This is a genomic window from Amycolatopsis sp. NPDC043889, from assembly GCF_056435645.1.
Map to the genome: position 1 here is coordinate 816,103 of NZ_JBWKEC010000001.1, position 16,770 is coordinate 832,872.

The 16,770-nt window shown below is 69.1% G+C and carries 19 protein-coding genes; 15 read left to right on the forward strand and 4 right to left on the reverse strand.

From position 1 onward, the window contains the following. Positions 1–2 precede the first annotated feature (2 nt). Complete coding sequence (locus AC0685_RS04130) at positions 3–1,031, reverse strand: threonine aldolase family protein (RefSeq protein WP_478224206.1); 1,029 nt, start codon at positions 1,029–1,031, stop codon at positions 3–5. A 135-nt stretch (positions 1,032–1,166) separates the two neighbouring features. On the opposite strand from AC0685_RS04130, the gene AC0685_RS04135 reads away from it, so the two are divergent. From AC0685_RS04135 to AC0685_RS04180, 10 genes are all read left to right on the forward strand, one after another. Beyond that, positions 1,167–1,685: a SigE family RNA polymerase sigma factor gene (locus tag AC0685_RS04135; protein WP_005152531.1), complete on the forward strand. Its 519-nt coding sequence runs from the start codon at positions 1,167–1,169 to the stop codon at positions 1,683–1,685. Continuing rightward, a complete protein-coding gene (locus tag AC0685_RS04140; protein ID WP_478224207.1) occupies positions 1,672–2,376 on the forward strand; it encodes a hypothetical protein in 705 nt (234 codons plus the stop codon). The genes AC0685_RS04135 and AC0685_RS04140 overlap by 14 nt, the downstream gene beginning before the upstream one ends. A gap of 23 nt (positions 2,377–2,399) precedes the next feature. Continuing rightward, the gene (locus AC0685_RS04145) at positions 2,400–2,993 is read left to right on the forward strand and encodes a TetR/AcrR family transcriptional regulator (RefSeq protein ID WP_126736253.1); all 594 of its coding nucleotides are present in this window, start codon (positions 2,400–2,402) and stop codon (positions 2,991–2,993) included. 90 nt (positions 2,994–3,083) lie between these two features. Next, positions 3,084–4,514 (forward strand): adenylosuccinate lyase, encoded by a 1,431-nt coding sequence (purB, locus tag AC0685_RS04150; RefSeq protein WP_478224208.1) that lies wholly within the window; start codon positions 3,084–3,086, stop codon positions 4,512–4,514. A gap of 163 nt (positions 4,515–4,677) precedes the next feature. After that, entirely contained in the window at positions 4,678–5,499 is an 822-nt protein-coding gene (locus AC0685_RS04155) for a substrate-binding periplasmic protein (protein WP_478224209.1), read from the forward strand. 5 nt (positions 5,500–5,504) lie between these two features. Beyond that, positions 5,505–6,278: an ABC transporter substrate-binding protein gene (locus tag AC0685_RS04160; RefSeq protein ID WP_478224210.1), complete on the forward strand. Its 774-nt coding sequence runs from the start codon at positions 5,505–5,507 to the stop codon at positions 6,276–6,278. 8 nt (positions 6,279–6,286) lie between these two features. Further along, positions 6,287–7,069, forward strand: a complete 783-nt coding sequence (locus AC0685_RS04165) for an ABC transporter substrate-binding protein (protein WP_478224211.1) — start codon at positions 6,287–6,289, stop codon at positions 7,067–7,069. Further along, entirely contained in the window at positions 7,070–7,828 is a 759-nt protein-coding gene (locus AC0685_RS04170) for an amino acid ABC transporter permease (protein WP_478224212.1), read from the forward strand. Beyond that, the gene (locus tag AC0685_RS04175) at positions 7,825–8,565 is read left to right on the forward strand and encodes an amino acid ABC transporter ATP-binding protein (protein ID WP_478224213.1); all 741 of its coding nucleotides are present in this window, start codon (positions 7,825–7,827) and stop codon (positions 8,563–8,565) included. Before AC0685_RS04170 ends, AC0685_RS04175 begins: the two co-directional genes overlap by 4 nt. Before the next feature lie 111 nt (positions 8,566–8,676). Next, the gene (locus AC0685_RS04180) at positions 8,677–9,564 is read left to right on the forward strand and encodes an MOSC domain-containing protein (protein WP_478224214.1); all 888 of its coding nucleotides are present in this window, start codon (positions 8,677–8,679) and stop codon (positions 9,562–9,564) included. Here the strand turns inward: AC0685_RS04180 and AC0685_RS04185 are convergent. Then, positions 9,447–10,253 (reverse strand): SAM hydrolase/SAM-dependent halogenase family protein, encoded by an 807-nt coding sequence (locus AC0685_RS04185; RefSeq protein WP_478224215.1) that lies wholly within the window; start codon positions 10,251–10,253, stop codon positions 9,447–9,449. The two genes, AC0685_RS04180 and AC0685_RS04185, sit on opposite strands and share 118 nt — an antisense overlap. Before the next feature lie 35 nt (positions 10,254–10,288). Between AC0685_RS04185 and AC0685_RS04190 the strand changes: the two genes are divergently transcribed. From AC0685_RS04190 to AC0685_RS04205, 4 genes are all read left to right on the forward strand, one after another. Beyond that, positions 10,289–11,170 carry a phosphoribosylaminoimidazolesuccinocarboxamide synthase gene (locus AC0685_RS04190; protein ID WP_478224216.1) on the forward strand — a complete coding sequence of 294 codons (882 nt, stop codon included), beginning with the start codon at positions 10,289–10,291 and terminating at the stop codon, positions 11,168–11,170. Between the two features lie 58 nt (positions 11,171–11,228). Continuing rightward, positions 11,229–11,936, forward strand: a complete 708-nt coding sequence (locus AC0685_RS04195; RefSeq protein ID WP_478224217.1) for a DUF2334 domain-containing protein — start codon at positions 11,229–11,231, stop codon at positions 11,934–11,936. Further along, a complete protein-coding gene (locus AC0685_RS04200) occupies positions 11,933–12,664 on the forward strand; it encodes a TetR/AcrR family transcriptional regulator (RefSeq protein WP_478224218.1) in 732 nt (243 codons plus the stop codon). Before AC0685_RS04195 ends, AC0685_RS04200 begins: the two co-directional genes overlap by 4 nt. 71 nt (positions 12,665–12,735) lie before the next feature. Then, positions 12,736–13,875 carry a DUF418 domain-containing protein gene (locus AC0685_RS04205; protein WP_478224219.1) on the forward strand — a complete coding sequence of 380 codons (1,140 nt, stop codon included), beginning with the start codon at positions 12,736–12,738 and terminating at the stop codon, positions 13,873–13,875. 51 nt (positions 13,876–13,926) lie between these two features. Here the strand turns inward: AC0685_RS04205 and AC0685_RS04210 are convergent, their stop codons facing one another. Further along, positions 13,927–14,562: an MBL fold metallo-hydrolase gene (locus AC0685_RS04210; RefSeq protein WP_478224220.1), complete on the reverse strand. Its 636-nt coding sequence runs from the start codon at positions 14,560–14,562 to the stop codon at positions 13,927–13,929. Positions 14,563–14,595: 33 nt separating this feature from the next. Continuing rightward, positions 14,596–15,540: an ArsR/SmtB family transcription factor gene (locus AC0685_RS04215; RefSeq protein ID WP_478224221.1), complete on the reverse strand. Its 945-nt coding sequence runs from the start codon at positions 15,538–15,540 to the stop codon at positions 14,596–14,598. A gap of 60 nt (positions 15,541–15,600) precedes the next feature. Between AC0685_RS04215 and AC0685_RS04220 the strand changes: the two genes are divergently transcribed. After that, positions 15,601–16,743 carry an MFS transporter gene (locus tag AC0685_RS04220; protein WP_478224222.1) on the forward strand — a complete coding sequence of 381 codons (1,143 nt, stop codon included), beginning with the start codon at positions 15,601–15,603 and terminating at the stop codon, positions 16,741–16,743. Positions 16,744–16,770 lie beyond the last annotated feature (27 nt).

The following is a 16,770-nucleotide window of genomic DNA, read 5'->3' on the forward strand; positions in this document are numbered from 1 at the left end:
GTTCAGCCCCCGGTCTTGATGCGTTGAAGGGTTTCCTCGATGTCCGCCGCCGAAAGGTCCCGGTGCGCCACGAACCGGATCCGGCCCGAGCTGGGCAGCGTCCGGATCCCGAGCCCGGCCAGCCACGCCAGCCTGCCTTCGAGGTCGGGAGCGGTCACTTGCACGATATTGGTTTCGGGAGTGTTGACCTCCCAGCCGTGCTCCGCGAGCCCGGTCGCGAGCCGTGTCGCGTTCTCGTGCGTCTCGGCGAGGTCGCCGATGCGATCCAGCGCGACCATGCAGGCCGCGGCCAGCACGCCGCCCTGGCGGATGCCGCCGCCGAGCATCTGGCGCATCCGCCGTGCCTTCTCGACGAACTCCGTGCTGCCCGCCACCACCGAGCCGACGGGCGCGCCGAGTCCCTTGGAGAAGCAAGCGGAAACGGTGTCGACGCCGACCGTGAGCGCCGCGGGCGGGATCCCCAGCGCGACCGACGCGTGCCAGATGCGGGCGCCGTCGAGGTGCACGGTCAGCCCGGCCTCCTTCGCCACCGCGACCAGCTGGGCGTGTTCGTCGGGCGGGGTGACCGCGCCACCGGCCGTGTTGTGCGTGTTCTCCAGGCACAGCAGCGGCGTGCGCATCGCGTAGTACGGCCCGCGCGGGACGCCGATCGCGGCCGAAAGCGTCTCCGGCGTCGGACGGCCCGGTCCGGCGTCGTGTTCCAGCGGCTCCGGCATACCACCCGCGAGCCAGGCGGCGGACCCGAGTTCGTCGGTGATCACGTGCGCGCCGCGCGGCGCGAGGAACCGGTCGCCGCGCTGGAGATGGCTGCTCAGCGCGATCAGGTTCGCCATGGTCCCGGTCGGTGTCCAGAGCGCGGCGGGCATGCCGAGCAGTTTCGCGGCGCGCTGTTCCAACGCGCCGACGGTCGGGTCGCCGTCGAGGACATTGTCGCCGACCTCGGCCTTCGCCATGGCCTGGCGCATGACGTCGTCCGGCCGGGTCACGGTGTCGGAGCGGAAATCGATCTGCGGGAGAGAGCGCGAGGTCACGGTACGATCACATCACATCGACGGGCCCGCCATGAATCTCCTCCCCGGCTGGTCCGCCACGCCCGCTCATGCAACCGTGGACGCCCCCGGTTCCGTCCTACCCACCGACGAGGCAAGAGCGGAGACAAAAACCGCGTGAACCAGCGCGACGAACAAGAGTTCGCGGAGTACTTCGCCGCGAAGCGGGACTCCGTGCGCAGGACCGCGTACATGCTCTGCGGTGACTGGCATCGTGCGGACGACCTCGCGCAGACGGCGTTCGTCGCGCTGCACCGGAGGTGGAAGAAGATCAGAGAACGGGCGGCGACCGACGCCTACGTACGGAAGACGCTGGTCAGGGCGGCCATCGACGAGTCGAGGCGGCCGTGGCGGCGGGAGTGGCAGACCGAGGAGCTGCCCGAGCCGCCGCAGGACGGCTTCGACCTCGGCGAACAGGTCGTCACCAGGGAAGACCTGCTGGCCGCGTTGCGCGAAGTGCCCCCGAAGCAACGGGCCGTGCTGGTGCTCAGGTTCTTCGAGGGGCTGGACGTCGGTGCGGCGGCGAAGGCGCTCGGCTGCAGCGAAGGAAACGTGAAGAGCCAGACCGCGCGCGGGCTGGCGAACCTCAGGCAGGTCATGGAGAAGGAGGAGGTGGCACGGGATGGACGAGAATGACCTGAAGGCGTTGTTCCGTGACGCCCCCGGCGAAGCGCCGTCGCCGACCTTCGATACCGCCGACGTGGTCCGCGCCTCCAAACGCGCCACCGCTCGACGCCGAAACGGTATCGCGGTGGCCTGTAGTGCGGTGGTTTTGGCCTTGGCCGGAGTGGGCATGTCCGGCGTGCTCGGCGGAACCGAGCTCCAGACGGGGAGCGCGGTCAAATCCGACAACGAAGCGGCTTCCGCGGAGCAACCCGGGGCGCAGTCCGCACGTCCTCTTGATAGCGGGGACCCCTCGAACTTCTCGAACCCGCCGCCTCAGCAGGGGGGCGGCGGGCCAGAGAGGACCGGCCAGAAGACGGCCGAAGGCACCTACGGGTGCGACCAGGTGGACCGGGAGCTCGCCACCGCCCTCGCTGGCGAGCTCCCGGTCCCCGTGGATGTCGCCAAGTCGACGCCCGGCGACCTCTGTACGACGGGAGCCAGGTCCGCGGGGTTCCAGGTGCCGGGCGGCACGGTCTCCGCCGCGGTTTACCCGGCGGGCTCGTCCGTCCCGGTGATGCCCACCGGAGCGGCCGAGGCGCGGCGGACCACCCCCAAGGGCTCTCTTGTGGTCGTGGTGAGCCTCGGCGACGGCTCGGGCAGGCCCGCCTTCCCCGAGTCCGACGTCGACAGGCTGGTCGGCGTGCTCGCCGCCCGCTACTGACCGAGCTGGCAAAATAGCCCGCCATGACCGCCGCAGCGACCACGCCAAAGGGTGAGCGACGCCGTGCCGAACTCATCGAGGCCGCCGCGTCGCTGCTGGCCGAGGGCGGTTTCGACGCCGTGCGGCATCGTGCGGTCGCCGAACGCGCGGGGTTGCCGCTGGCTTCGACGACGTACTACTTCGATTCGCTCGAAGAGCTGGTCACCGCCGCGGTGGAACATCACGCGAAGGTGGAATTGGAGACCGGACGGCGACGTCTCGACGAGCTGGCGACCCGCAACCGCGGTGTCGAGGCCACCGTCGACCTGGTGCTGGACATGCTCCTCGGTCCGCTCCGCCCGGATCGCGAGGCCGACGCCGAAGCGGTCCTCCTGCGCTACGAACGCCTCGTCGGGACAGGCCGCCGCCCGTACCTCCGCCCGCTGATGCGGACGCTGTCCGCGCAGCTGTACGAGCTGCTCCACGAGATCTTCGCGCGCTCCGGCACGCCTGTGGACTCCACCGAGCTGGAGCGGCTCGTCGCCCTCGTCGACGGTGCCGTGGTCAATGCGCTGATCGAGGTCGACCCGGAGCCTCGGGCCGCCGCCGCCCGGATGCTGCAGGCCGCCCTCGCCTGAACTCCCGCGTTTCGTCCTCTGAATGCGGTGGTTCGTGACGCCAACTACCGCGTTCAGAGGACGAAACGCGGGGCGGGTTAGTCTGGCCGCGTGACGGACAAGCCCCGCATCCCCAACGTGCTCGCCGGCCGCTACGCCTCGCCTGAGCTGGTCGAACTGTGGTCCCCGGAACGCAAGGTCGTGCTGGAGCGTGAGCTCTGGCTCGCCGTGCTCCGCGCGCAGGCCGACCTCGGCGTCGAGGTGCCGGACGGTGTCGTCGCCGACTACGAACGCGTGCTGGAGCAGGTCGACCTCGACTCGATCGCCGCGCGCGAGCGGGTCACCCGGCACGACGTGAAGGCCCGCATCGAGGAGTTCAACGCGCTCGCCGGGCACGAGCACGTCCACAAGGGCATGACGTCGCGCGACCTGACCGAGAACGTCGAGCAGCTGCAGGTGCTGCGTTCGCTGGAGCTGGTGCGCGGCCGCGTCGGGGCGGTGCTGGCCCGGCTGGCCGCGATCGCGGTCGAGCACGCCGACACGGTGATGGCAGGTCGTTCGCACAACGTCGCAGCGCAGGCGACGACGCTGGGCAAGCGCTTCGCCACCGCCGCGGACGAACTGCTGGTCGCCTTCGACCGGCTCGAAAACCTCATCGGCCGCTACCCGCTGCGCGGGATCAAGGGCCCGGTCGGCACCGCGCAGGACATGCTCGACCTGCTCGGCGACGAGTCCACTTTGGACGAACTGGAGTCGCGGGTCGCGGCCCACCTCGGTTTCGAGAACGTGTTCACCAGCGTCGGCCAGGTGTACCCGCGCTCGCTCGACTTCGACGTGCTGTCCACCGTCGTCCAGCTCGCGGCCGCCCCGTCGAGCCTCGCGAAGACGATCCGCCTGATGGCGGGCCACGAGCTGGTCACCGAGGGCTTCAAGCCCGGGCAGGTCGGCTCGTCGGCCATGCCGCACAAGATGAACACCCGTTCGTGTGAGCGCGTCAACGGGCTCGCCGTGGTCCTGCGCGGCTACCTGTCGATGATCGGCGAACTCGCCGGCGACCAGTGGAACGAAGGCGACGTGTCCGACTCCGTCGTCCGCCGGGTCGCGCTGCCCGACGCGTTCTTCGCGCTCGACGGCCTGCTGGAGACCTTCCTCACGGTGCTGGCCGAATTCGGCGCCTTCCCGGCGGTCATCGGACGTGAGCTCGATCGCTATCTGCCGTTCCTCGCGACCACCAAGGTGCTCATGGCCTCGGTCCGCGCGGGTGTCGGGCGTGAAACCGCTCACGAGGCGATCAAGGAGAACGCCGTCGGCGTCGCGCTCGCGATGCGGGAGCAGGGGCTGGCGGAGAACGACCTCCTCGACCGGCTCGCCGCCGACGAGCGTATCCCGCTCGACCGCGGTGAGCTGGACAAACTCCTCGCGGACCGGATCTCGTTCACCGGTGTCGCGCCCCGTCAGGTGGCCGCGATCGCGTCGCGCGTCGCAGGCATTCTGGAGCGTTTCCCGAAGGCTGCGGGCTACTCGCCGGCACCGATCCTCTGACGTGTGAGCAGCCCCACCACGGGGCGTTCACAGAGTGAGACGAAGTTACTCGATCGGGCGAAATGCCTAATCTCGATCGCTGAACCCGGAGCGCCAGGCCGCCCATGAGGCGGCCTGGCGTGTTTGTATCGCGCCTTGCGCGCCGAAACCCACGGAAGAAGCGATGAGATCCACGCTGTCGAAATTCGTCGCCGTCGTCACGGCCGGAGCGGCCACCCTCGCCCTCGCCGCCTGTGGCTCCGGTGACGCGAGCGACCGGAAGCTGCGGGTCGGCACCCTGACCGACGCGCCGCCGTCCATCTACCTGGAGAACGGCACCTTCACCGGCTACGACAACGAGCTGCTGCGCGACATCGCGAAGCGCGAGGGCTTCGAGGTCGAGTTCGTCGGTACCGAGTTCGCCGGCCTGCTCGCCGCCGTCGCCTCCAACAAGTTCGACATCGGCAGCTCCACGATCTCCACCACCGAGGCCCGCAAGAAGACCGTCGCGTTCAGCAACGGCTACAGCACCGGGTTCACCACGATCCTCACCAAGAAGGGCGCGTCCCTCAAGGACGTCGGCGCTTTCGACGGCAAGCGGCTCGGCGTCGTGCAGGCGTCGGTGCAGGACGACTTCGCCAGCGGCAAGGTCCCGGGCGCCAACGTCGTCCGCTTCCCCGACTACAACGCCGGTTTCGCGCAGCTCAAGGCGGGCAGCCTCGACGGCTGGGTCGTGCCGAAGGACATCGGGCAGAAGTACATCGACCAGAACCCGGATGTGCCGCTGGAGTTCGGCTACACCGTCGAGACCAAGGACACGCCGTCCGCGTTCGCCGTCCGCAAGGACAACAAGGAACTGCTGAAGAAGCTCAACGACGGCCTCGCGAAGGCCGTGGCGGATGGCACCGTCGCCCGCCTGCACGCTCAGTTCTTCAAGACCGAGCCGCTGCCCAAGGAACTCGAACAGGGCGGCCCCGGCCTGCCCGTCCAGAACGCGGGGGTCTGAAAACCATGAAGAAAACCTTGCTCGCCACGCTGGCAGCGGGCCTCGTCGCCGTGCTCGCCGCCTGTGGTGGCGGCGAGTCCGCCACCGAGAAGACCCTGCGCGTCGGGACACTGAGCGACGCGCCGCCGAACATCTACGTCGAGAACGGCAACTACACCGGTTTCGACAACGAGCTGCTGAAGGCCATCGCCGCCAAGCAGAACCTGAAGCTCGAGTTCGCCTCGACCGACTTCTCGTCGCTGCTGGGCCAGGTCGCGAACAACCAGTTCGACATCGGCAGCTCGGCCATCGCGCAGACCGACGAGCGCAAGAAGAACGTCGACTTCTCCAGCCCGTACAACTTCGAGGTCATGAGCATCCAGACCAAGGACGGCTCGCCGATCACCGAGGAGAAGGGCCTGTCCGGCAAGCGGGTCGCGGTCATCCAGGCGACCGTCGGCGACAAGTGGCTCACCTCGACGGTGCCCGACGCGCAGGCCGTGCGCTTCCCGGGATACGCCCCGGCGCTGGCCGCGCTCAAGAGCGGCGCCGTCGACGCCTACATCCTCGACCAGGCGATCGCCGAGACGAACGTCAAGGAGAGCGCCGACGTGAAGCTCAAGGTCGTCAAGTCCTTCACCACCGACGTGCCCCACGGCTTCGCGGTGAAGAAGGGCAACGCCGAGCTGCTCACCAAGATCAACGAGGGCCTGAAGCAGGTCATCGCCGACGGCACCTGGGTCAAGCTGCACGAGAAGTTCCTGCCGACGGCCCCGGTCCCGGACCAGTTCAAGGCGTGAGGATCACGATGAAGAAGTCACTCGCCGCCGTCGTCGGTGCCGCCCTGGTGGCGGTGCTGGCGGCGTGCGGCGGCGGTGAAAGCGCCAGTGCCGGCACGGTGCGCGTCGGCACGCTCAGCGACTCGAAACCCAACGCCTATCAGGAAAACGGCGTGTTCACCGGGTTCGACAACGAGCTGCTGAAGGCCATCGCCGCGCACCAGAACCTGAAACTCGAGTTCGTCTCCACGGAGTTCTCGACCCTGCTGAGCCAGGTCGCGAACGGCAAGTTCGACATCGGCAGCTCGGGGATCTCGCAGACCGACGAACGCCGCAAGACCGTCGACTTCTCGGCGCCGTACAACTACCAGTCTCTCGGTATCGAGGCCCGCGAAGGCGCCGGTATCACCGACGAGAACTCCTTGGCCGGTAAGCGGATCGGGGTCGTGCAGGGCACGGTGTCGGACAGCTGGCTGGCGGCCAACGCGCCCACCGCGCAGGCCGTCAGGTTCCCGCAGGACGCCGCCGCCCTCGCCGCGCTCAAATCGGGCGCGATCGACGGTGCGATCTTCGACCAGGCGACCGCCGAGGACTACGCGGCGAAGAACCCGGACGCGAAGCTCAAGGTGGTCAAGGCGATCACCACGACCATCCCGCACGGGTTCGCGGTCAAGAAGGGCAACACCGAGCTGGCGGGCAAGATCAACGCCGGGCTCAAGGCGGTCATCGCCGACGGCACCTGGGAAAAGGTGCACCAGCGCTTCGAGCCGAACGCGCCGGTGCCCGCGGAGTTCAAGGCCGGGCAGAAGTAAGTGGACGATTTCCTCAACAGCTTTCTGAACTGGGAGTACATCTGGGAGGTCTTCCCGGACCTCCTCGGGACCGGTCTGCTGAACACGCTGATCCTGTCGGTGTTCTCGGCGCTGATCGGCACCGTGCTCGGCATGCTGCTGGCCACGATGGGCCTCTCCAGCAAGGCGTGGCTGCGCTGGCCGGCCAGGGTGTACACGGACATCTTCCGCGGTCTGCCCGCGATCCTGACCATCCTGGTGATCGGACAGGGCGGCGGGATCCTCATCCCGTCGTTGTCGCGGAACCCGTACCCGCTGGGCATTCTCGCGCTCAGCCTGATCGCCGCCGCGTACATCGGCGAGATCTTCCGCGCCGGTATCCAGAGTGTCGAAAAAGGACAGATGGAGGCCAGCCGCGCGCTGGGCATGAGCTACACCAAGGCGATGACGCTCGTCGTCATCCCGCAGGGCGTGCGGCGGGTGCTGCCCGCGCTGGTGAACCAGTTCATCGCGCTGGTCAAGGACTCCAGCCTGGTGTACTTCCTGGGCTTCCTCGCCGAGCAGCGCGACCTGTTCCGCATCGGGCAGGACCTCGCGGCGAACACCGGAAACCTGTCGCCGCTGGTCGCGGCGGGTGCGGTGTACCTGGTGATCACCGTGCCGCTGACGCATCTGGTCAACTACATCGACAAGAAGCTGCGCACCGGCAAGAAGATCCGGGTCGACGACGAGGGCGGCGAGCCGGAACTCCTGAACACCGGAAAGGTGCCGATGCCATGACGTCCGCCGTACGTTCCTCCAGCGTCGAGCTCCGCGACATCCACGTCTCCTTCGGCACCCTCGAAGTGCTGAAGGGTGTGAACCTTAAGGTCGAGAAGGGCCGCACGACCTGCATCATCGGCCCGTCCGGCTCCGGTAAGTCGACGCTGCTGCGCTGCGTGAACCGCCTTCAGGAGCCCGACTCGGGCGACCTGCTGCTGGGCGGCGAGAGCGTCATCTCGTCCGACCCGGACGCGCTGCGGCAGCGGGTCGGCATGGTGTTCCAGCACTTCAACCTGTTCGGGCACCGCAGCGTTCTGGACAACATCACGCTGCCGCTGCGCAGCGTCCGCAAGCTCGGCAAGGAGGAGGCGGCGGAGATCGCGCAGGCCCGTCTCGCCGAGGTCGGCCTCGCCGACAAGGCGCCGTACCGGCCGAGTGCGCTCTCGGGCGGGCAGCAGCAGCGGGTCGCGATCGCGCGGGCGCTCGCCATGGAGCCCGAGGTCATGCTGTTCGACGAGGCGACCAGCGCGCTGGACCCGGAGCTGGTCAAGGGCGTCCTCACCTTGATGGCGGGGCTGGCCGAGCGCGGCCTGACGCTGCTCGTGGTCACCCACGAGATGGGTTTCGCGCGTGGCGTCGCCGACGAGGTCGCGTTCATGGACGACGGGAAGATCGTCGAACAGGGTGCTCCGGAGGCGATTTTCGACGCTCCGCGGAGCGAGCGTTTGCAGCGGTTCCTGTCGCAGGTGTTGTAGGGAGCCGGCGAGCAAGGGCGGCGGTGGCGTGGTGGGGCACGTCTCGTGAGTGGTAAGGACGGTTCTAACCGTCCTTACCACTCACGAGGCCTGAGTCGTTAACCTGCGGCTATGGCGAGAGTGGCGAAGCTGGTCTATTACCCGGTCAAGGGCTGCGCCGGGACGGCGGTCGAAACGGCCGACGTCACCCGGGCGGGCCTGCGGTTCGATCGTGCCTGGATGGTCGTCTCCCCGGAGGGTGAGTTCCGCAGCCAGCGGAAGCATCCGGTGATGGCCGCGATCCGGGCCGAGGTCCTGGACGACGGCGCCCGTCTGCGGCTCGCCGCTCCCGGCGTCGAAGATCTCCTGGTCGAGACGGTCACGGACGGACCGCAGCATCCCGCGGCGACGTTCACCTGGCAGGGCAAGGGCGTCCGCCAGGGTGACGAGGCCGCCGAGTGGTTCTCCACCGTCCTCGGCCTGCCGTCGGTGTTCGTCGGGCTCGCGCCGGAGCACGAGCGCGTCACCAACGGCGAGATCCCCGGCACCGCGGCCTTCGCCGACGCGCACGCGATCCTGCTGACCTCCGAGTCCTCTTTGGACGGTCTGAACGAGCGTATCGCGTCGCGCGGCGCCGAGGCCGTGCCGATGGACCGCTTCCGGCCCAACATCGTCGTCTCGGGCTGGCCGGAACCGCACCGCGAGGACGACGTCCGTTCGCTCACCGCCGGCGGCCTCGAACTGGGGTACGCCAAGGTCTGCGTCCGCTGCACGGTGCCGATGGTCGACCAGGGGACCGGCGAGAAGGCCGGTCCGGAACCGATCCGTTCGCTCGCCGACTACCGCCGCGAGCCCGAGGGCGGCGTCTCGTTCGGGATCAAGATGGCGGTGACCGGCCCGGGTCAGGTGTCCGTCGGCGACGAGGTGATCGTGCACTCCTGGGCAGGCCCCAGCCCGAGCACGTCCGACGCCGAGCCGCCGTTCACGGCGACCGCGAGCCGTCCAGCGGAATCGGTGTAGAGCACGTTCCGGCCCGGCGGCACCGTGCCGAAGGTGTCGCCGACCAGCGCTTTCACCAGAACGTGTTCGCTGCTGACGGAGACCGTGCCGGACAGCCCGGCCAGTTCGAGGTCGGCGGGGCTCGCGGCGAGCTGGACGTTGCCGAAGTGGTCGACCGTGAGCACCTCGGCCACCAGCTTGCCGGGGAACACCGCGACGAACGGGTCCGGCAGGCGCACGAGATCGCCGACGCGTGGCCCGAACTCCTCCGGGGCGACGCCGAGCGCGAGATGCGCCGCCGCGGGGGCGAAGACGTCGCGTCCGTGGAACGTCGACGAAGTCACCGGAAGGCGGTACTCCGGGGCCGCGAGTTCGTACGCCGCTATCACCCCGCTGAGTGTTTCGGCGGCGGGAATGAGAAGTCCGTTGTCCGGGCCGACGAGCATTCCGCGCTCGGTGACCACCACGACACCGCGCCGCGCCGTGCCGACGCCGGGGTCCACGACGGCGAGATGGACCGACTCCGGCAGATACGGCACGGTCTGGGCGAGGACCTCGGCGCCGGTCCTGACCTGCTGCGGAGGGATCTCGTGGCTCACGTCGATCACCCGTACGGACGGCGCGATCCGCGCGATCACGCCGTGGCACGCGGCCACGAAACCGTCTCTCAGCCCGTAGTCGGTCGTGAACGAAACGCAGTGGATCGGCATGATCAGCCATCATCCTTGATCGCTAGGGTGCAGCCGTGACGACGCTCGAATACCCGAAGATCGCCGCCGGCAAGGTCCGTGAGCTCTACGCCGTCGATGACGAGCATCTGCTGCTCGTCACTTCGGATCGGATCTCCGCCTACGACGTCGTCTTCGACACGCCCATCCCGGACAAGGGGCGGGTGCTCACCGCGATGAGCGTGTTCTGGTTCTCCCTGCTCTCCGATGTCCTCCCCAACCACCTGGTCTCCTACGAAGACGAACGCATCCCCGCCGAGGTCCGCGGCCGCGCGCTGCTGGTGCGGCGGCTGGCGATGCTGCCGCTCGAAGCCGTCGCCCGCGGGTATCTCACCGGTACCGGTCTCGCCGATTATCGCGCGTGCGGCAGGGTTTGCGGCGTCGAACTTCCCCCGGGCCTGACCGAGTCGTCCCGGCTCCCCGAACCGATCTTCACTCCCGCGACGAAGGCCGACCACGGCTCGCACGACGAGAACATCGCCTTTTCCGACGTCGTCGGGCAACTCGGCCGCGAACTGGCCGAGGAGGTCCGCGAGGCGACGCTGGCGGTGTATCGCCGCGGCGCGGAGTTCGCCGCCGAACGCGGCATCCTGCTCGCGGACACGAAGCTCGAATTCGGCATCGACCGCGAGGGGAACCTCGTGCTCGCAGACGAGGTCCTGACCCCGGATTCCTCGCGCTACTGGCCCGCCGGTGGATACGCGCCGGACCGCCCGCAGCCGTCGTTCGACAAGCAGCCCCTGCGGGACTGGCTCACCAGTCCCGCGTCCGGCTGGCATCGCCGGGACAGACCGGGGTCACCGCGCCTGCCCGAGGACATCGTCGCCGCCACGCGGGCGAGGTACATCGAGTCGTACGAACGCATCACCGGCCGGTCGCTGCAGGATTGGCCCGCCTGACCTGCGGAGTTCACTCCGACGTCAGTCCGCCGAAAGCCCGGGCTGGCTCACTGGCGGGGTGGATGCACGTTTGCTGGTTTCCCTGTCCGGCGTGACCACCCGGACGTTGCACCGCTGTGCCGATCTCGCGGCCGAGCTCGACCGGCGCAGGGTCCCGTTGTCGGTGCTCTACGCCGCTCGCACCGGCGAGGGCCCCGTGACCGAGTGGGTCCGGACGCGCCGTACCCACGGCGACTCCGTCCTCCTGCACGGTTACGACCACCAGGTCCCGCCCACCCATCGTGCCGTCTGCCTGGGTAAACGCGCCGAGTTCGCGGCTCTTCCCGCGCACGAGGCGCGGCTGCGGCTCATCGCGGCGAAGGCGGCGCTCGACGCCAACGGCATGGCCGTCGACGGGTTCGCGCCGCCGCGCTGGATCGCGTCCGAGGGCACTCTGCAGGCCCTGCGCGAGCACGGGTTCACGCTGTGCGCGGACCTGGTCTCGGTGCGGGATCTGGTATCCGGCCAGGTCCAGCGCGCCAGGGTGCAGGAGTTCGGCGGGCCGTCGCACCGGACGGAGACCGTCCGGTGTTTCGCGCTCGTGCTGGCCGCCGCCAGGGCCGCGCGCCGCGGCGGGCTCGTCCGGCTCGGCATCGACGCCGCGGACCTCGCCCGGCCGGGGCTGCGGCAGGCGTTCCTCGACGCCGTCGACGTCTCGCTGGAGAACCGCGCATTCGGAACCACCTACGGCTCGCTCTCGCGAACGCGGGTTAAATTGTCGGGATGACCGACGAGGGGGACGCACCGGCGACGCTGATGCGGCTCTGGCGGCGAGCGGAGCGTCCGACACGCGGCAGGCCGTCCGTACTCGACATCGACAGCGTCGTGGCGGCCGCGGTGGACCTCGCCGATCGCGAAGGCGTCGCGAACGTGACGCTGGCGAGCGTGGCGAAGGACCTGGGCGTCACGAAGATGTCCCTGTACCGCCACATCGGTTCGAAGGCGGAGCTGCTGGAGCTGATGGCCGATTTCGCCATCGGCGATCCGCCGACGGTGGAGCCCGCCGGTGATTGGCGAGCCGAGCTGACCACGTTGGCCGAGGCCAACCGCGATGTCCTGATGAAGCACCCGTGGCTGGTCGAGCTGCCGCTCGCCGGCCCTCCTGCCGGGCCGCACGCGGTCGCGTGGATGGACGCGATCCTGCGGACGCTGCGCGACACGGGCCTCGACTGGGGCACCAAGGGCGGGGTCCTGGTGCTGGTCGGCGGCTACGTCCGCCTCGCGTGCGCGCAGGCCATCCAGCTCGCCGACGGCAGGAAGGACAGCGGGCTGAGTCAGGCGCAGGCGGAGCAGGCCTACGGCAAAGGCCTCGCCGAGCTGATCGACCCCGGACGTTTTCCCGACGCGGCGGGCTTCCTGACCTCGGGGCTGGGTGACTCCGAACAGAACTCCGACTTCGACTTCGGTCTCGGCGTCGTGCTCGACGGCATCGCCGCGCTCGTCGACCCGAGCTGACAACGCACCTCTCCCGCCTTTAGTATCCATCGGACATTAATTAGTGTACGTTGGATACTAAAGGGGGAACCATGACATCGACACCGACGAGCGAGCGAGTGCTCGCCCCGGACCTGGCCAGGGGTTTCGCGCTCCTGCTCGTGGCGCTGGCGCATACCGCGAGCATCTTCCTCGGCAACACGCCGGGCGTCGATCAGACGCCGGAAGGCTTGGAACGGCCGTACTTCGTGCTGCTGTTCCTGCTCGTCCACGCGTGCGCGCTGCCGCTGTTCGGCATGATGCTGGGCTACGGGATGGTGCAGTTCGCCGACCGCCAGGAGGCGTTGGGGCAGCCATGGCCGCGGACGCGTGGCGTCCTGCTCCGTCGTCACGCGTGGCTCCTGGTTTTCGGCGCCGTCGACGGCGTGCTGTTCTTCTCCGGCGACGTGCTCGGCGCGTACGGTGTGATCGGCGTGGTGTTCACCCTGCTGCTTCTGAAGCGTGGCAAGGGTTTCTATCGGATACCGGTGGTGTACCTGGGGTTCGGTGTCTGCTACCTCGCCGTGCTGATGTACCTGGTGCTCACCGGGAACTCCGGGAGCGCGCCGGTCCCGTCCATCGAGGGCGCCTCGTCCTTGGCGCCGACCTACGGCGACGCCGTGCGGGAACGGCTCGTCGAATGGCCGATGACCACGGCGGTCCTGCTGTCGTCCATCCTCTTCGTCTGGGTGGGCGCCTGGGCCGCGAAGAAACGCGTGCTGGAGGAGCCGAACCGGAAGCTGCTCCTCTTCGGCGTGTTCGGCGGTTTCGGCGTCGCGATCGCGGGCGCGCTGCCGATGAGCCTTTTCGCCGGTGACTACGTCGGCTTCGACGAAGGAACCGCCGGGCTCGCCAAGCTGATGTACGAAGGCGCCGGTCTGTTCGGCGCGATCGGTTACGTCAGTTTGTTCGGGCTCGTCGGCATGGCGGTCGGCAAGAAGCGCCGCGGTGTCGTGGTCACCGCGATCTCCGCGCTCGGCCAGCGCACGCTGAGCGCCTACCTGTTCCAGTCGGTGGCGTGGCTGATCCTGGCGCCACCGTTCATGCTGGGACTGGGCGGCAGCACGTTCGTCGCGGCCGCCTGCGGGCTCGGCGTGTGGCTGCTGACGGTCGTCGTCGCTTACCTGATGCACCGCCGGTCGTATCGGGGACCGGCGGAGATCCTGGTGCGGAAACTCGCGTACCGGGCCTAACCCGGACCACGCCCCACCGCCTCCCTCAACGGGCAGGCTTCGCCTGGCTGGCTAAATCTTTACCGGCTCTCCGACGTCGAGCACCTTCACCTCGGTGCCTTCCGGGGCGAGGTCGGCGAACAGGCCGTAGTGCATCTGCGGCCGCGCGAGGACGGCTTCGTGGATCGGGACGGCGAGGCGCGGCGACACCGCACGCAGGTAGTCGACCGCCTCGCCGGCCTTGAGCCACGGGGCGCCGGTGGGCAGGCCGAGGACGTCGATCTTCTGTTCCGGCACGAAGAACGAGTCGCCGGGGTGGTAGAACGCGCCGTGGTCGACGAGGTAGCCGACGTTCGGGATCACCGGGATCTCCTCGTGGATCACCGCGTGCTCGCCACCGACGACGTTGATGCCGCTGGACCCGATTTCGAAGGCGTCACCGGGGTTCGCGATCTGGAACTCGGCGCCGATCTTCCCCACCGCTTCGGCGGAACCCGGATCGACGATCAGCCGCACGCCGGGATTCGCCGCCAGCAGCGCGGGGAGCCTGTCCATGTCGAGGTGGTCGAAATGCTGGTGGGTGATCAGGACGGCGTCCAGCTCACGTTCACCCTCGAAGCCCGCCGAGAAGGTGCCGGGGTCGATCAGGATCCGCGCGCCCTCGGTCTCCAGAAGGGTGCAAGCGTGTCCAAAGTGGACGATACGCATCGGTGTTCTCCTTCGCGGTAGCTCGATTCCAGCCTATGCCCGGAGCAGTGCGTCGCCAAGTTCGGTGCGCCGGTAGCGGACTTCGCGGCCGCGCCGCCGGGTTTCGAGCAGGCCCGCCGCGCGCATCGCGGTCAGATGCTGCGAGACCGTCGGCGCCGAGAAGCCCAGTCTGCGGGCCAGTTCGCTGGTGCTCGCGGGTTCGTTGAGCGTCGTGAGCAGCGCGGCCTTCGTCCTGCCGAGCACTCCGGCGAGCGCGTCGGGCGGACGTTCGGGATCCGACCAGAGTTCGGCCACCCCGCGAGCCGGGTACAGCAGCGAAGGCTGCCACGGCTCCATCGTGATCACCCCGACCGAAGGCCACGCGAAGACGCCCGGGATCAGCAGCAATCCTCGTCGGTCGAGGTGGACACGGCCGCGTTCCTTCATTTCGATCACCAGGACGTCGTCGACGAGCCGCACACGCGGGTGGATGTCCTCGAGGACCAGCGCGATACCACCGGCGGCCAGGCGGCGCGAGCGTTCCTCGATGTCGGCGACCAGGAATCGGCGCATCCGGGGCCAATGTGGCTCGACCAGTTCGGTCCAGGCGATCTCCATCTGGCACGCCAGCAGATCCCTTGCCTCGGCGGGATCTTCCGGCAATCCGCTCAGGTCTGTGTCTACTTTGGACAGTTCGCGCGCGACCTGCTCCGGCGCCGTACGGCGGATTTCGGCGAGCTGGGCGGACGCGGTGGTCTCCGGGCCGCTCGGCGGCGGGCTGAGGAAATCGGTGATGTAGTGCCGCGCGCTCATCACCTTCGCGAAGCCGTCGATGGGCAGGTCCGGCAGTTTCGCGGCGGCCTCGCGCAGCCACGGCAGGTGACTCGGATGCCCGCGCCGCCCGAGCAGCGTCTGCATCGCGCCCATGGTCTCGTCGAGCGGGGAGATGCCGAAGCGGACGCGGTTGGCGCTCTCCGCGGTCAGGACCAGCTCGATCATCGGATTAGGTTATTCCCTAATCAATGGTTCGACCAGGCCGGGTTCGGCAGTGTTCGTGGCATGACGTTGCTGCGTAATTCCGGGTACTGGCGCTGGTCGGCGGGGGTCCAGCTGAACCGGCTGCCCGCCATGATGGCGCCGCTGGCCTTCACCGTGCTGACCACCGCGACGACCGGTTCGTACCGGCTCGGCGGGATCATGATGGCCGTGTTCGTCGCCGCCGAGATGGTCGGCGCCGTGCCTACCGGGCGGCTGCTCGACCGCGTCGGACCCGCACGCGGTCTCGTCGTGCTGCTTCCGCTGGTCGCCGCGGGACTGTTCCTGCTGGCCGCGGTCGCTTCGACCGGAGCGCCGGACTGGGTGCTGCTCGCGCTGGCGATCCCGCCGGGACTGGTCGCGGGCGGTTTGAACGGTGGCTTCCGGACGCTGCTCGCCGGGACGGTGACCGAAGAGGAACTGCCGAGGGCCGTTTCGATCGACGCGATGATCCTCGAAGGCGTCATCGTCGGCGGGCCATTGCTGGTGGCGCTCCTGGCGACGTCCGGTCCGGTCGTCCCGGTCCTCGCGATGGCCGTCGTCGCCCTGCTCGCGGCGCTGCTCGTGCCGCGGCGGACCGTTCCGCGAGATCCACAGAGGACGGTCGAGCGGCAGCCGATCCCGGTCGCCGCGTGCGTGCCCTGGCTGGCGGGCCTGTTCACCGTCGGGCTCCTGCTGTCGACCATCGAGGTCGGGCTGCTGCCACTCGTCCAGCGCCTCGCCGCCCCCGATTCGGCGGCGGCGATCGTCATCGTCGTGTTGTGTGCCGCCAGCCTGGCCGGGAGCGCGCTGTACGCGGCGCGAGGGAAGCTCGGCGATCCGCGGCTGTTCCCTGCCGGTTTCGTGCTCGGCGGGCTCGTGGTGTCGGCGGGCCTCGGCTGGGCCGGGCTGCTCGGCGGGGTCGCTCTGATCGGGCTCTGCACCGGTCCGCTGATGGCGGTCTCGTCGGTCAACCTGCAGAAGCTGTTGCCGGAACGCCGCCGGTCGGAGGGGTTCTCGCTGGCGTTCACCGTGCAGGCGTCGGGCTTCGGGCTGGGCTCGCTGGCGATCGGGGTACTGCCGGTCTGGATGGCCCCGCTTCTCGGTGTCCTTGCGGCCGTCGTCTCCTGTGCGATGCTGGTGGCACGCCCCAGGCGAGCTATTGGCACGCCGTCAGTAACGTCGTAGCCTGGGCTTTGAGCCGAGACACGGGAG